The following is a 13,468-nucleotide window of genomic DNA, read 5'->3' on the forward strand; positions in this document are numbered from 1 at the left end:
GAAGTGCCGGTGAGGCCGGTTTTCGACTTCCGAGACATCGACAACGGCGCGTTTTTCGAGGTCATGGACAGCCTCGGCCTTCTGCACCCGTTCGACGATGAAGGGCATCGGCGCGAGTATGACGACATCCCGCCGAGGATCGACGACATGATCGACGACCCCTTCCGCAGCCTTGCGGGAGCGCTGCGGCGTGAGGGAGCGTATTCGAAGGACAGGACGCCGTTCAGCGAATTTCTGTGGGCCGATTTTCTGCGGCGGCGGATCGAGCGCGTCAAGGTGGAGACGCAGTTCGAGACGGCGCTTGCTCCGGCTTTGGAACTTGCCGGCCGCAGCGAGGCGCGAGACTTGCCCGGCTGGCACGCGAACGGCGCGTAGTGCTCTGGCGGCCTGCCGTTATTCAGGCGAATTTCGCGCGGTATCTCGAAGCCGTTTTCAATTGCCTCATCGGCTCGCGGGCGACTAGATCAGCCTGATAACCACAGCGTCGAGCCGCATCTGGTATCTCCGCGCATCGATCTCAGGACCATCCCAATGCCCATAACGAGCGGCGGTAAAGCCACCGCCATCGGCGTCCTCGCCATTCCGCTCTGGGCGCTGCTGCCCACGCTGACGGTACTTGCGGGCGCGATCCCGCCGCTGGAACTCGTCGCGCTCACCTTCACCATCGGCGCGTTGGCGGGCTTCGTCTGGCTGGCGGCGAACCCGTCCGCGCGGCGCGGCCTCGGCGCGCTTGGCTGGCAGCCGGTGGCACTCGGCGTTGCGGCGTTCTTCGTTGATCATTTCGCGTTTTTCCTGGCGATGCAGAACGCCCCCGCCGTGGAAGCAAGCCTCGTCAATTATCTCTGGCCGGTGCTGATCGTGATGTTTTCCACTATGCTGCCCGCGCGCGCTTCGGCGGGAAAGCTGACGGTCTGGCATATCTCCGGCGTGTCGATGGCGTTCGCCGGGGCCGCGCTCGCGATCACCGGCGGCGCGGCGCTGTCGCTCGGCGGCAACGCGTTCGGCTATGCGATGGCCGTGACGGCTGCGCTGACATGGTCGAGCTATTCGGTTCTGACGCGGCTGTTTCGCGGCGTGCCGAGCGCGGCCGTTTCGGTCTATTGCCTTGGCACGGCGGTGCTGGCATGGGGTGCGCATCTCGCGCTCGAAGACTTCGTGATGCCTGCGCCCGGCTTGCAGCTTTTCGCGATTCTGGCGCTCGGCGCGGGGCCGATCGGGCTCGCCTTCTATGTTTGGGACTATGGCTGCAAGCACGGCGACCTGCGCACGCTCGGCGTGCTCGCCTATTTCTCGCCGCTTCTGTCGACGGCTCTTTTGACCGCCACCGGGCTTGGCCCGTCGAAGCCTTCGCTCTGGGTGGCGGCGCTTCTCATCACCGGCGGCGCCATTCTGGCCAGCCGCGACGCGCTGCGGACGATGCGCGGAGTGCGGCACGCGCCCACAGCGGCTTCAGCGATGGATTAAAGCAAGGCGGCAAGTTCGCCCGGTTTCACGTTCCACAGCACGACACCCCACGCGTCGCCTTCAAGTCGAAGCGCGCAGACATGGCCCGTCGCGACCTTGAGAGTGCGTTCCACGACGGCGGCCTCGAACGCGCCGGGCACGAGCTTGAGGAAGTAGCGCAGGACGCCGTTGCTCGTCACGAACAGCGCGGCGTCGCCCGCCTCCGCATCGCGCGCGGCTTCGCCCGCCAATGCCGACGCCCTCGCGTCGATGGCATAGGTGCACGGCAGCCACCCGGCGGAAATCGGCCAGACGCCGCGCTCGTCCCACGCTGCAAGCTCGGCCGCGCCGCCGGATGCTTCGATATCTTCCGAGCTTCTGCCTTCCCAGTCGCCGTAGTCGATCTCGCGCAGGCGGTCGTCAATGTCCACAGGCGCGGACAAGTCAGCGGTCGCTGCGGCGATTTCCGCATGCTCGCGGGTGCGTGCGAGCGGCCCCGCGGCGATGCGCCGGATGCGCGGCGCGAACGGCTTCAGAGCCTCGCCCAGCGCGGCCGCCTGTTCGCGGCCCTTTTGCGTAAGCGGCAGATCGGTGCGCGCGCCCACCCAGACAGGCTTTTCGCCCGCCTCGAAGGTGTTGCCATGCCGAGCGAGAATAAGAAGCATCACGCATGCCCTCCGGACACGCCGCGACCGGCTTCGCCCGAATCGCGGAATTGTCAAATCAATGCCAGTGCCAGCCTGTCGTTGGACGGCCAAACAGCCGCCGGCGCTCCAAACGTAGCAGGAGCTGCGCCTTACGAAAAGCGGGGAGCGGAAAAGTTGACTGCGGCCCGCCGCCCCGTTTCAGCGAAGCGCGGGCACGAGTTCGCCCTCGCGCGCGATGATCGCCTCGGCGACGGGCACGTCACCCGGCGCGTCGATGGAAGAATGCGTGCGGCCGCGATAGTCCACCACGGCGATGCGCACCGTCATGCCGTTTTCCAGCGCGCGGAGTTGCTCAAGCTGTTCGGTTTGTTCAAGCGGCGTGGGCGCGAGCGAGACATAACGCGAGAGCGCGGCCTTGCGATAGCCGTACAGACCGATGTGCCGGTAAATCCCGCCGTGTCCTTCCGTGCGGATGTGCGGAATTACGGCCTTCGAGAAGTAGAGCGCGTTGCGGCGCAAGTTGAATGTGACCGTCGTGCCGGTGGCCGGACGCTCTTTCTTGTGGGCAAGAAATTCTTCTAGCGCCGGTCCCCGAAGGCGCACGGCGGGCGTCACGATCTCTGGCGCTGGGTCGATAATCATCTCGTCGATCATCGCTTCCAGCACCCAGGGCGGCGTGAGCGGCGCATCGCCCTGAAGATTGAGGATGATGTCCTCGCGGATATGGGCGCGGCCAACCGCCTCGTGCACGCGCTCGGTGCCGTTCGCGCAGTCGGGCGAGGTGAGTGCAACCTCGGCGCCGAAGGCCAGCGCGTGCTCGCGGATGCGTTCGTCGTCGGTGGCGATGACCACGCGCGACGCCTGCTTCACGCTCGACGCTATGCGCCAGACGCGCTCAAGCATGGAGATGCCGGAAAGGAGGCACAGCGGTTTGCCGGGGAAACGCGTAGACGCGTATCGTGCCGGAATGACGATGGCGGCGGTCATGATGGCTCGTTACCTGAAGTGCCCGGTTCCTCCGAGCGGAAGGTCTTCGACTGACGGCCAACCATGCCAAGCGCGACGCTTTCGGGCAAGACTTTCATGAGCGCGGAAATCTGCTTCGCGCGGCGTCCAACGACGACCACGGGCTTGCCCGCCATCACGCCATCATATCCAGCGACCGCAACTTCCGCCGAAGTGGACCACCACGCCTTGCCGTATTTCGACACCTTGTCGCGCGTGCCGATCACGTCGTGGAACTCGGTGTAAGTGAAGCCGGGGCAAAGCGCGGTCGTGAGCACGTTCGCGCGGCGATTTTCGAGAAGCAGCGATTCCGAGAAGCGAATGAGGAACGCCTTCGATGCGCCGTAAAGCGTGTGACCCGCCGCGCCGGGGATCAGCCCTGCCACGGAGGCCACGTTGATGATGCGTCCGAAGCGGCGCTGCACCATGGGCGGAAGCAGCACATGCGCGAGTTCGCACGGCACGGTGACCATGACGCGCAGGAAGCGGTCCTGATCGGCCCACGCGGTCTTTGCGTAATGGCCGGGAACGCTGTAGCCCGCGTTGTTCACGAGGCCGTCTACCGTCAGAACGCGCCGGTCGCTGATCGCGGCGACGAGCTTCTCCACGCTGTCAGGCGCGGCCAGATCCTGCTCGATGGCGATTGCGCCGACCTTGTATTTCGTCTCGATCTCGGCGGCGAGAGCTTCGAGCCGGTCGAGGCGGCGCGCGGTCAGTATGACGTTCCAGCCCTTCGCCGCGAAAACCTTGGCGAACGCCCTGCCGATGCCCGCCGATGCTCCCGTTACAAGGACCGTGCGGCCCCGTACGTTTTCCATATCGCTTCCCCGTAATTTCCCCGTCGCCGTCAACAGTGCCGAAAAGCGAGGGATGCGGCAACCGCGCGAAACGCAGTGAGCGAAGGAAAGGCTTGGCTTTTCCTGTTCGATGCTGATGAAGAAAACACGCACTCATGATAAGCGTTGCGGGGAAACAGCCACGAGTGGTCAGCCATGACGTCTTCCCGTGCGCGATCCAGACGAAGGGCGCTGAAGGGCGGCGGCGCGCAAGCGGACGCCGCCGCCACGTCGCCCGAAAGCGGCGGGGAAGGCCTGCCGGAGAAAGCAAACCGCGCGGGGCTTCACCATGCCCGCAGGCGCGGGTGGTATCACCCCGTTTCATTCTGGGAATCGCTCTCGATCAGGCCGAGGTTTTACAGCGCGGTTCTGGTCGGCTCGCTCGCCTACGGTCTTCTGCCGGACAGCCTCGCGCTTGCAGTGCGCGCCGCCATCACGTGGGATCTCGGCGGCCTGACCTATCTTTTTCTCGCGCTTCGCCTCGATTTCACAAGCGATGCGGCGAAGATTCAGAAGCGCGCCGCACGCCGCGACGACAGTCGCCTTGTCATCCTCACCATCATCCTCCTCGCCATCGCCGCGAGCTTCGCGGCCATAATGGCGGTCGGCCTTGAAGCCAAACTTCCCGAGACGAGCGCGAAAGAAAAGATGGCGCTGGCGGCGCTTGCGCTGGTCACCCTCATCATTTCGTGGAGCGTGACGCAGATCGCGTTCGCGCTGCATTACGCCCACGCCTTCTATCGCCCCGATCCAGGCAGTGACGCGGGGCGCGGCCTCGAATTTCCCGGCTGCGAACGGCCCGACTATTGGGATTTCCTTTATTTTGCGACGTCCATCGGGGCGGCATCGCAGACGTCCGACACGCTGGTCAAATCGCACGCGCTCCGCCGCCTTGTCACGTTGCACGCCGTGGTGTCATTTTTCTTCAACACGGCCGTATTAGCCCTGACTGTAAATATAGCGGCGAGCCTGACAGGATGAGGAGTGCAGCGCATGGACGCGGTGACGGTCGAATTTCAGGCGAGGCGGAGGGCGTGTCTCATCCGCTTCGTTGCAGGTCTCGGCGTGGTGGCGGCAATCGTCGTCTTCGGCTTTTTCTTCGTCGATCGTCAAATCGCGGGGCTGCTCCGGCCACAATACTACGGTGATCCGTTCTTCGTGGCGCTGACGTACATCGCAAAGCCGCTCGCGCCCGCCGCCGCTATCATCCTGGCCCTTATCGCAACGCGAAATTACCTGCGCGGCGGCTCGCTGACCGCGCGCGAAGATGAGATGCTGCGCCTTTCGCTCGCCATCGTGGTCTCGGCGGCGCTCGCCGTTCAACTGAAGATCCTGTTCGGCCGCACTTGGCCGGAGACGTGGGTGAACAACAATCCGTCCTGGTTCGCGAATGGCGTCTACGGCTTCTTCCCGTTGACCGACAGCCGAGGCTTCGCCTCTTTCCCATCCGGCCACACGACTGTGATTGCAGCCCTTGCGGGGGCGGTCTGGCGCCTCTGGCCGAAGCTACGGTTTGTGGGCGTGATCGCGACGGCGCTCGTCGGCATCGGCCTTCTCGGCGCGACATATCACTGGTTTTCGGATATCGTCGCGGGGGCCGTGCTCGGCTTCGTGACGGGACTCGCCGCCGCAAGCATCGGCAAGACTCAGCCGGACGCTTTATAGAGATACGGAAGCAGGATGAACCCCGCGAGCGCAACGAGCGAAAGCGCGGTTCCGATCACCACGAGCGCGTGCGGCCTGCCAAATTCGCGCCTCTTGCGGAGCGGTGGCTCGCCGGAGAAATCGCCGCTCTCGAAGCGCGCGGCTTTTTCCTCGTTATGCCGCGTTTCGTGATGCGCGGGATGGTGGGGTCGATGTGTCGTGTGAGGCGTCGGGTCGGTCATGGCGGAGCTTCCTTTCCGATGCACACGGAATGCGTTCGCCCGTCCGGTGTTCCGAAATGGATTTGCCGAAGCTTGGCTTTTTACGAATGGCATTAACGCGGGTGCGAAATTCGTTCTTCGCGGCAACACGAAACGAAAGATGAGCAAACGGCCGAAAATAAACCAAATTTGAGCTTGACGGCCCAAGCCCACGCCCCTATTTTGCGCACACTCTGGTGGCAGGTCGTAAGCAGTTTTCGCGCGCTGAAGCGTGCTTTCGCTTAAACACTGCCGCGAAGACACCGGACAACCTTATTCCCGAGACCCAAGAGGCAATGCCTCCGAAGTCTTTTCGTCTTCATCGGACTGGAAGGCGGAAATTTCCGTCCCCGGTCCCTACGCCGTTTGATTTGGAAGCGTTGATGCCAACGATACAGCAATTGATCCGCAAGCCGCGCGTCGCGCCGGTCAAGCGAAACAAAGTGCCGGCGATGACGGAGTGCCCGCAGAAGCGTGGCGTCTGCACGCGCGTCTATACGACGACGCCGAAGAAGCCAAACTCCGCTCTGCGTAAAGTGGCGCGTGTCCGTCTGACGAACGGCTTCGAAGTGACGAGCTATATTCCCGGCGAAGGCCATAACCTTCAGGAGCACTCGGTGGTGCTGATCCGCGGCGGTCGCGTCAAGGACTTGCCGGGTGTGCGCTATCACATTATCCGTGGCGTGCTCGACACGCAGGGCGTGGCGAAGCGCAGGCAGCGCCGTTCGAAGTATGGCGCGAAGCGGCCGAAGTAAGACTGAGGATTTTAAGCAATGTCACGTCGGCACAGAGCTGATAAGCGCGAGATCATCCCGGACCCGAAGTATGGGGACGTGGTCATCACGAAATTCATGAACAGCCTCATGTTCGAGGGCAAGAAGTCGGCCGCCGAGACGATCGTCTATGGCGCGCTGGGCCGCATCGAACAAAAGGCGAAGCGCGATGGAATTGAAATGTTCCACGAGGCGCTGAACAACGTGAAGCCGGCCATCGAGGTTCGCTCCCGCCGTGTCGGTGGTGCGACCTATCAGGTGCCGGTGGAAGTGAGAAACGAACGCCGTCAGGCGCTGGCGATCCGCTGGATCATCACCGCTGCGCGCGGACGCAATGAAAATACGATGGAAGAGCGGCTTTCCGGCGAATTGCTGGATGCCGCCAACAACCGCGGCACCGCAGTAAAAAAACGCGAAGACACGCACAAGATGGCTGAAGCCAATCGCGCGTTCTCGCATTACCGTTGGTAAAGAATTAGAGACGGCAAAGGCTTGGTCATGGCGCGTCAAACTCCCATCGAAGACTATCGCAATATCGGCATCATGGCTCACATTGATGCTGGTAAGACGACCACGACTGAGCGCATCCTGTATTACACGGGAAAGAGCCACAAAATCGGCGAGGTGCACGATGGTGCCGCGACGATGGACTGGATGGAGCAGGAGCAGGAGCGCGGCATCACGATCACGTCGGCCGCGACGACCGCTTACTGGAAGGGCAAGCGTATCAACATCATCGATACGCCCGGTCACGTGGACTTTACCATCGAAGTCGAGCGCAGCCTTCGCGTGCTCGACGGCGCTGTCGCGCTTCTCGACGCCAACCAGGGCGTGGAGCCGCAGACGGAGACCGTCTGGCGCCAGGGCGACAAATACAACGTGCCGCGCATGATCTTCGTCAACAAGATGGACAAGATCGGCGCCGACTTCTACGCCTGCGTCGACTCGGTCATCGAGCGCCTCGGTGCGAAGCCTCTCGTGTTGCAGCTTCCGATCGGTTCCGAGAGCGACTTCAAGGGTATCGTAGACCTCATTCGCATGAAGGCCGTGATCTGGGACGAAGACGTTCTCGGTGCGAGCTTCCGCGATGACGATGTCCCCGCCGATTTGCTCGACAAGGCGAAGGACTATCGTCACAAGCTCGTCGAAACGGTTGTCGAGCTTGATGACGAAGCCATGGAAGCTTACCTCGACGGCGTTGAGCCGGAAGAGGCGAAGCTGAAAGAATTGATCCGCCGCGGCACGATTATGAGCGCCTTTTATCCGGTGTTCTGCGGCTCGGCCTTCAAGAACAAGGGCGTGCAGCCTTTGCTCGACGGCGTGCTCGACTATCTCCCGTCGCCGGTGGATATCCCGCCGATCAAGGCGATTGACGTCAAGACAGGCGAGGAGACCGTTCGCAGGTCGGCTGACGATGAGCCGCTTTCGATGCTCGCGTTCAAGATCATGAACGACCCTTTTGTCGGCTCGCTCACGTTCTGTCGCATTTATTCTGGCCGCGTCGAGACGGGCATGCAGCTCATCAACACGGTCAAGGACAAGAAAGAGCGTATCGGCCGCATGCTTCTGATGCATGCGAACAGCCGCGAAGACATCAAGGAAGCGTTCGCGGGCGACATCGTCGCGATCGCGTCGCTGAAGGATGTGATCACGGGCGACACGCTTAGCGACCCGCTGAAGCCGGCGATCCTCGAACGCATGGAGTTCCCGGAACCCGTGATCGAGGTCGCGGTGGAGCCGAAGACGAAGGCCGACCAGGAAAAGATGGGCATGGCGTTGAACCGCCTCGCTCAGGAAGATCCGTCTTTCCGCGTCACGAGCGACATCGAGAGCGGTCAGACGATCATCAAGGGCATGGGCGAACTTCACCTCGAAATCATTGTCGACCGCATGCGTCGCGAGTTCAAGGTCGAAGCGACCGTCGGCGCGCCGCAGGTGGCTTATCGCGAGACGATCACGCGGAAGCAGGAAGTTGACTACACCCATAAGAAGCAGACGGGCGGTACCGGTCAGTTTGCGCGCGTCAAGATCGTGATCGAGCCTCAGGAACAGGGTGCCGGCTTCGCTTTCGAGTCGAAGATCGTCGGCGGTTCGGTCCCGAAGGAATATATTCCCGGCGTCGAAAAGGGCGTTCGCAGCGTGCTCGATAACGGCATTCTCGCGGGCTTCCCGATGCTCGACCTCAAGGTGTCGTTGATCGACGGCGCGTATCACGAAGTGGACTCGAGCGTGCTCGCGTTCGAAATCGCATCCCGCGCCGCCTTCCGTGAAGGTGCCCAGAAGGCCGGCCCGAAGTTGCTCGAGCCGATCATGAAGGTCGAAGTCGTTTCGCCGGAAGATTACGTCGGCGGCGTCATCGGCGATCTGACCGGTCGTCGCGGCCAGATCCTCGGCCAGGAAATGCGCGGCAACGCCACGGTGATCAATGCCATGGTTCCGCTCGCGAACATGTTTGGTTATGTGAACACTCTTCGCTCGATGAGCCAAGGGCGCGCGCAGTTTACCATGCAGTTTGACCACTATGCGCAGGTTCCGCAAAACGTGGCAGAGGAAGTGCAGGCGAAATTCGCCTGATAGGGCAACAAAGTCAGGAGCTTTAGACCGACCTAGTCTCTAGTTCGGGATGAAAGAGGAAGAACGGAGAGCCACATGGCCAAGGCAAAATTCTCGCGCAGCAAGCCGCATCTGAACATCGGCACCATCGGTCACGTGGACCATGGCAAGACGTCGCTGACGGCCGCGATCACGAAGGTGCTGGCTGAGACCGGCGGCGCGACGTTTACGGCTTACGACCAGATCGACAAGGCGCCTGAAGAGAAGGCACGCGGCATCACGATCTCGACCAGTCACGTCGAATATGAGACCGCCAACCGTCACTATGCGCACGTCGACTGCCCCGGCCACGCCGACTACGTGAAGAACATGATCACCGGCGCCGCCCAGATGGACGGAGCGATCCTCGTCGTGTCCGCCGCCGACGGCCCGATGCCCCAGACCCGCGAGCATATCCTGCTCGCCCGTCAGGTCGGCGTTCCGGCGCTTGTCGTGTTCATGAACAAGGTCGACCTCTTGGACGATCCGGAGCTGCTTGAACTCGTCGAACTCGAAATCCGCGAGTTGCTCTCGAAGTACGACTTCCCGGGTGACGACATCCCGATCGTGAAGGGCTCGGCCAAGGCCGCGCTTGATGGCGATGCTGGTGAACTCGGCCGCGAAGCGATCATCAAGCTGATGGAAGAAGTCGACGCTCATATTCCGCTGCCCGAGCGTCCGCGCGACCAGCCGTTCCTGATGCCAATCGAAGACGTGTTCTCGATCTCGGGACGCGGCACGGTGGTGACGGGCCGTATCGAACGCGGTGTGATCAAGGTCGGCGAAGAAATCGAAATCGTTGGCATCAAGCCGACCGTCAAGTCGATCGTCACGGGCGTTGAGATGTTCCGCAAGCTGCTCGATCAGGGCGAAGCTGGCGACAACGTGGGCTGTCTGCTCCGTGGTATCGACCGCGAAGCGGTTGAGCGCGGTCAGGTGCTTTGCAAGCCCGGCTCGGTCACGCCGCACACCAAGTTCAAGGCGGAAGCCTACATTCTCACGAAGGAAGAAGGCGGTCGTCATACGCCGTTCTTCACAAACTATCGCCCCCAGTTCTACTTCCGTACGACGGACGTGACGGGTGTGGTTCAGCTGCCGGAAGGCACCGAAATGGTGATGCCGGGCGATAACGTCTCGATGGAAGTCGAGCTGATCGTGCCGATCGCCATGGAAGAAAAGCTTCGCTTTGCTATCCGCGAGGGTGGCCGTACTGTCGGCGCCGGCGTGGTTGCCAGCATCATTAAGTAATTATTAAAGGGACGACGGAGCGGGCGCTCCAAAAACGGAGCGCCTCTTCTATTGGGAGTTTGATATGGCAGGCCAAACCATTCGCATCCGGCTGAAGGCGTTCGACCACCGCGTGCTCGACGCCTCCACGAAGGAGATTGTCAATACCGCGAAGCGGACGGGTGCGGATGTGCACGGGCCGATCCCGCTCCCGACACGCATCGAGCGGTACACCGTTAACCGCTCGCCGCACATCGATAAGAAGAGCCGCGAGCAGTTCGAAATGCGCACCCACAAGCGCCTGATCGATATTGTCGATCCGACTCCGCAGACGGTTGATGCGCTCATGAAGCTCGACCTCGCGGCGGGCGTGGATGTTGAGATCAAGCTTTAGCGCGTGTCGCTGAAGGTTTTATGACGCTGCGCCCCCGATAGCGGGAAATTGGGCCAAGCCCGCGCAGCACGTTGGATACGCCGACCGCAGGAGCGGATGGCGGGAGTTGAACAAAGGATTCAGCCGCTTTCGATGGCGGCGAAGGAAACTGAGGCAGACCGATGCGATCGGGATTGTTGGCACAGAAGGTTGGCATGACGCGAATCTTCACCGAGGCGGGCGAACATGTGCCCGTTACGGTGTTGAAACTCGATCAATGCCAGGTGATCGCGCACCGGACGCAGGAAGCGAACGGTTACACGGCGATTCAGGTCGGCGCGGGGTCGCGGAAGGTCAAGAACGTGACGCGCGCCGAGCGTGGCCATTTTGCGAAGGCTCAGGTTGAGCCGAAGGCGAAAGTGGTCGAGTTCCGCGTGACGCCGGAAAATGTCATCGAGGTCGGCGCGGAGCTGACTGCGGATCATTTTCTGGCCGGGCAGTTCGTCGACGTAATCGGCACGAGCATCGGCAAAGGCTTCGCCGGCGCGATGAAGCGCTGGAACTTCGGCGGCTTGCGCGCTACCCACGGCGTTTCGATCTCGCACCGCTCTCATGGTTCGACCGGTAACCGTCAGGATCCGGGCAAGACCTTCAAGGGCAAGAAGATGGCCGGTCATATGGGCGTCGATCGCGTCACCACGCAGAACCTGCAGGTGGTGAGGACAGACGTCGAACGCGGTCTCCTCCTTATCCGCGGCGCCGTTCCCGGCGCAAAAGGCGGCTGGGTCATGGTCAAGGACGCCGTGAAGAAGCCTCTTCCGAAGGACGTCCCCGTTCCGGGCGCGTTCCGCAAAGTCAACAACGACACCGCGACTGCGGGAGCGGGGGCATAAATGAAGGCGGAAGTCATCACCCTTGACGCTTCCAATGCAGGAAGCGTGGAATTGGACGATGCAGTGTTCGCGCTCGAGCCGCGCACGGACATTCTGCAGCGTATGGTCCGTTATCAGCTGTCGAAGCGCCAGGCTGGCACGCATAAGGCCAAGGCACGCGGCGAAGTGAACGGTCCGAACAAGAAGATATACAAGCAGAAGGGCACCGGCCAGGCCCGCCACGGCAACGACAAGCCGCCCCAGTTTCGCGGTGGTGGTCGCACCGCCGGACCGGTCCCGCGCAGCCACGCGCATGACCTGCCGAAGAAGGTGCGTGCATTGGCGCTGAAGCATGCGCTCTCGGTGAAGGCTAAGTCGGATGCGCTCGTCGTGCTCGACAAGGCTGAAGTCCCCGAGGCCAAGACCGCGCAGCTTCGCGGCAAGTTCGCGGGCCTCGGCCTGTCGAATGCGCTGATTATCGACGGCGCGGTGTTGCAGGATAATTTCGCACTCGCCGCGCGTAACATTCCGAACGTGGATGTGCTGCCGGTGCAGGGCATCAATGTTTATGACATTCTGCGCCGGGAGAAGCTCGTGCTGACCCGCGCGGCGCTCGAAGCGCTGGAGGAGCGGTTCAAATGAGGGAAGAAGAACTCTACGACGTGATCCGCTCGCCGATCATCACCGAGAAGTCCACGCTGGTCTCCGAGAACAACCAGGTGGTGTTCAAGGTGGCGATCGACGCAACGAAGCCCGACATCAAGGAGGCTATTGAGCGTCTCTTCAATGTCAACGTACTGGCCGTCAACACCCTGATCCGCAAGGGCAAGGTCAAGCGGTTCAAGGGCGTCAAAGGCCAGCAGAGCGATTTCAAGAAAGCGATCGTGACCCTGAAAGAGGGCCAAACGATCGATATAACGACAACGCTGTAAGGCAGACTTCGGTAAGGGCGCATTCGCCATGGCATTAAAGAAATTCAACCCCATAACGCCGGGTCTTCGCCAGCTCGTGCTGGTCGACCGTTCCCAGCTGTGGAAGGGCAAGCCGGTGAAGGCGCTGACCGAGGGGCGCGCCGAAAGCGCCGGTCGGAACGTGCACGGTCGCATCACTTCGCGGCGTCGCGGCGGCGGTCACAAGCGCAACTACCGCCTCGTGGACTTCAAGCGGCGCAAGTTCGATATCGCGGCGACGGTCGAAAGGCTGGAATACGATCCCAACCGGACGGCCTTCATCGCGCTGATCAAGTACGAAGACGGCGAGTTGTCCTACATCCTCGCGCCGCAGCGCCTGAATGTTGGCGACAAGGTCGTCTCTGGCAACAAGGTCGACGTGAAGCCCGGCAACGCGATGCCGCTGGCCAACATGCCGATCGGCACCATCATCCACAATGTCGAGTTGAAGCTCGGCAAGGGTGGCCAGATCGCACGCTCCGCAGGCTGCTATGCGCAGCTCGTCGGTCGCGACCAGGGCATGGCAATTCTTCGCCTCAACTCGGGCGAGATGCGCATGGTTCAGGCGGATTGCATGGCTACCGTTGGTGCCGTGTCAAACCCCGACAATTCGAACCAGAGTTTGGGCAAGGCGGGCCGCAACCGCTGGCTCGGCAAGCGTCCGAGCGTTCGCGGCGTAGCCATGAACCCGATTGACCATCCGCACGGCGGTGGTGAAGGGCGCACTTCGGGTGGCCGTCATCCCGTCACCCCGTGGGGCAAGGGCACCAAGGGTAATCGTACCCGTAAGAACATTCGCACGGATAAGTTTATCGTCCGCGCCCGCCACGTGAAGAAGAAGTAGAG

The 13,468-nt window shown here is 62.1% G+C and carries 17 protein-coding genes; 13 read left to right on the top strand and 4 right to left on the bottom strand.

The features are described from left to right. A partial coding sequence (locus T281_RS00870; RefSeq protein ID WP_037232710.1) for a ParB-like protein occupies positions 1-375 on the top strand: 375 nt, incomplete at its 5' end. Positions 376-531: 156 nt separating this feature from the next. Further along, a complete protein-coding gene (gene yddG / locus T281_RS00875; protein WP_037232716.1) occupies positions 532-1,464 on the top strand; it encodes an aromatic amino acid exporter YddG in 933 nt (310 codons plus the stop codon). Here yddG and T281_RS00880 read toward each other — a convergent pair. From T281_RS00880 to T281_RS00890, 3 genes are all read right to left on the bottom strand, one after another. Further along, positions 1,461-2,108, bottom strand: coding sequence for a histidine phosphatase family protein (locus tag T281_RS00880; protein ID WP_037232719.1), 648 nt, complete (start codon positions 2,106-2,108; stop codon positions 1,461-1,463). The genes yddG and T281_RS00880 overlap by 4 nt on opposite strands. Before the next feature lie 180 nt (positions 2,109-2,288). Then, positions 2,289-3,077 (bottom strand): 3-deoxy-manno-octulosonate cytidylyltransferase, encoded by a 789-nt coding sequence (gene kdsB / locus T281_RS00885; RefSeq protein ID WP_037232724.1) that lies wholly within the window; start codon positions 3,075-3,077, stop codon positions 2,289-2,291. After that, positions 3,074-3,913, bottom strand: coding sequence for an SDR family NAD(P)-dependent oxidoreductase (locus T281_RS00890; protein ID WP_037232835.1), 840 nt, complete (start codon positions 3,911-3,913; stop codon positions 3,074-3,076). Before T281_RS00890 ends, kdsB begins: the two co-directional genes overlap by 4 nt. A 174-nt stretch (positions 3,914-4,087) precedes the next feature. Here T281_RS00890 and T281_RS00895 point away from each other — a divergent pair, with 174 nt between their 5' ends. Both T281_RS00895 and T281_RS17270 read left to right on the top strand, forming a co-directional pair. Continuing rightward, complete coding sequence (locus T281_RS00895; protein WP_037232731.1) at positions 4,088-4,912, top strand: DUF1345 domain-containing protein; 825 nt, start codon at positions 4,088-4,090, stop codon at positions 4,910-4,912. 12 nt (positions 4,913-4,924) lie between these two features. Further along, positions 4,925-5,596 (top strand): phosphatase PAP2 family protein, encoded by a 672-nt coding sequence (locus T281_RS17270; RefSeq protein ID WP_052036885.1) that lies wholly within the window; start codon positions 4,925-4,927, stop codon positions 5,594-5,596. Here the strand turns inward: T281_RS17270 and T281_RS00905 are convergent. Then, positions 5,578-5,817, bottom strand: a complete 240-nt coding sequence (locus T281_RS00905; protein WP_037232734.1) for a hypothetical protein — start codon at positions 5,815-5,817, stop codon at positions 5,578-5,580. The genes T281_RS17270 and T281_RS00905 overlap by 19 nt on opposite strands. Positions 5,818-6,218: 401 nt before the next feature. On the opposite strand from T281_RS00905, the gene rpsL reads away from it, so the two are divergent. The 9 genes from rpsL (at position 6,219) to rplB (ending at position 13,466) form a co-directional block, all read left to right on the top strand. Beyond that, the gene (gene rpsL, locus T281_RS00910) at positions 6,219-6,590 is read left to right on the top strand and encodes a 30S ribosomal protein S12 (protein WP_013420548.1); all 372 of its coding nucleotides are present in this window, start codon (positions 6,219-6,221) and stop codon (positions 6,588-6,590) included. 18 nt (positions 6,591-6,608) lie between these two features. Next, positions 6,609-7,079, top strand: a complete 471-nt coding sequence (gene rpsG, locus T281_RS00915; RefSeq protein ID WP_037232737.1) for a 30S ribosomal protein S7 — start codon at positions 6,609-6,611, stop codon at positions 7,077-7,079. A gap of 27 nt (positions 7,080-7,106) precedes the next feature. Next, positions 7,107-9,182 carry an elongation factor G gene (gene fusA / locus T281_RS00920; RefSeq protein WP_037232740.1) on the top strand — a complete coding sequence of 692 codons (2,076 nt, stop codon included), beginning with the start codon at positions 7,107-7,109 and terminating at the stop codon, positions 9,180-9,182. 75 nt (positions 9,183-9,257) lie between these two features. Next, entirely contained in the window at positions 9,258-10,448 is a 1,191-nt protein-coding gene (gene tuf, locus T281_RS00925) for an elongation factor Tu (RefSeq protein ID WP_037232743.1), read from the top strand. Between the two features lie 64 nt (positions 10,449-10,512). Next, complete coding sequence (gene rpsJ, locus T281_RS00930) at positions 10,513-10,821, top strand: 30S ribosomal protein S10 (protein ID WP_013420552.1); 309 nt, start codon at positions 10,513-10,515, stop codon at positions 10,819-10,821. A 161-nt stretch (positions 10,822-10,982) separates the two neighbouring features. Beyond that, a complete protein-coding gene (rplC, locus tag T281_RS00935) occupies positions 10,983-11,693 on the top strand; it encodes a 50S ribosomal protein L3 (RefSeq protein ID WP_013420553.1) in 711 nt (236 codons plus the stop codon). Beyond that, positions 11,694-12,314: a 50S ribosomal protein L4 gene (gene rplD / locus T281_RS00940; protein ID WP_037232749.1), complete on the top strand. Its 621-nt coding sequence runs from the start codon at positions 11,694-11,696 to the stop codon at positions 12,312-12,314. Next, positions 12,311-12,604 (top strand): 50S ribosomal protein L23, encoded by a 294-nt coding sequence (locus T281_RS00945; protein WP_037232753.1) that lies wholly within the window; start codon positions 12,311-12,313, stop codon positions 12,602-12,604. Before rplD ends, T281_RS00945 begins: the two co-directional genes overlap by 4 nt. 28 nt (positions 12,605-12,632) lie before the next feature. Further along, positions 12,633-13,466, top strand: coding sequence for a 50S ribosomal protein L2 (rplB, locus tag T281_RS00950; protein WP_037232756.1), 834 nt, complete (start codon positions 12,633-12,635; stop codon positions 13,464-13,466). Positions 13,467-13,468 lie beyond the last annotated feature (2 nt).

It is taken from the genome of Rhodomicrobium udaipurense JA643, assembly GCF_000636015.1.
In the GTDB taxonomy this organism is placed as follows: domain Bacteria; phylum Pseudomonadota; class Alphaproteobacteria; order Rhizobiales; family Rhodomicrobiaceae; genus Rhodomicrobium; species Rhodomicrobium udaipurense.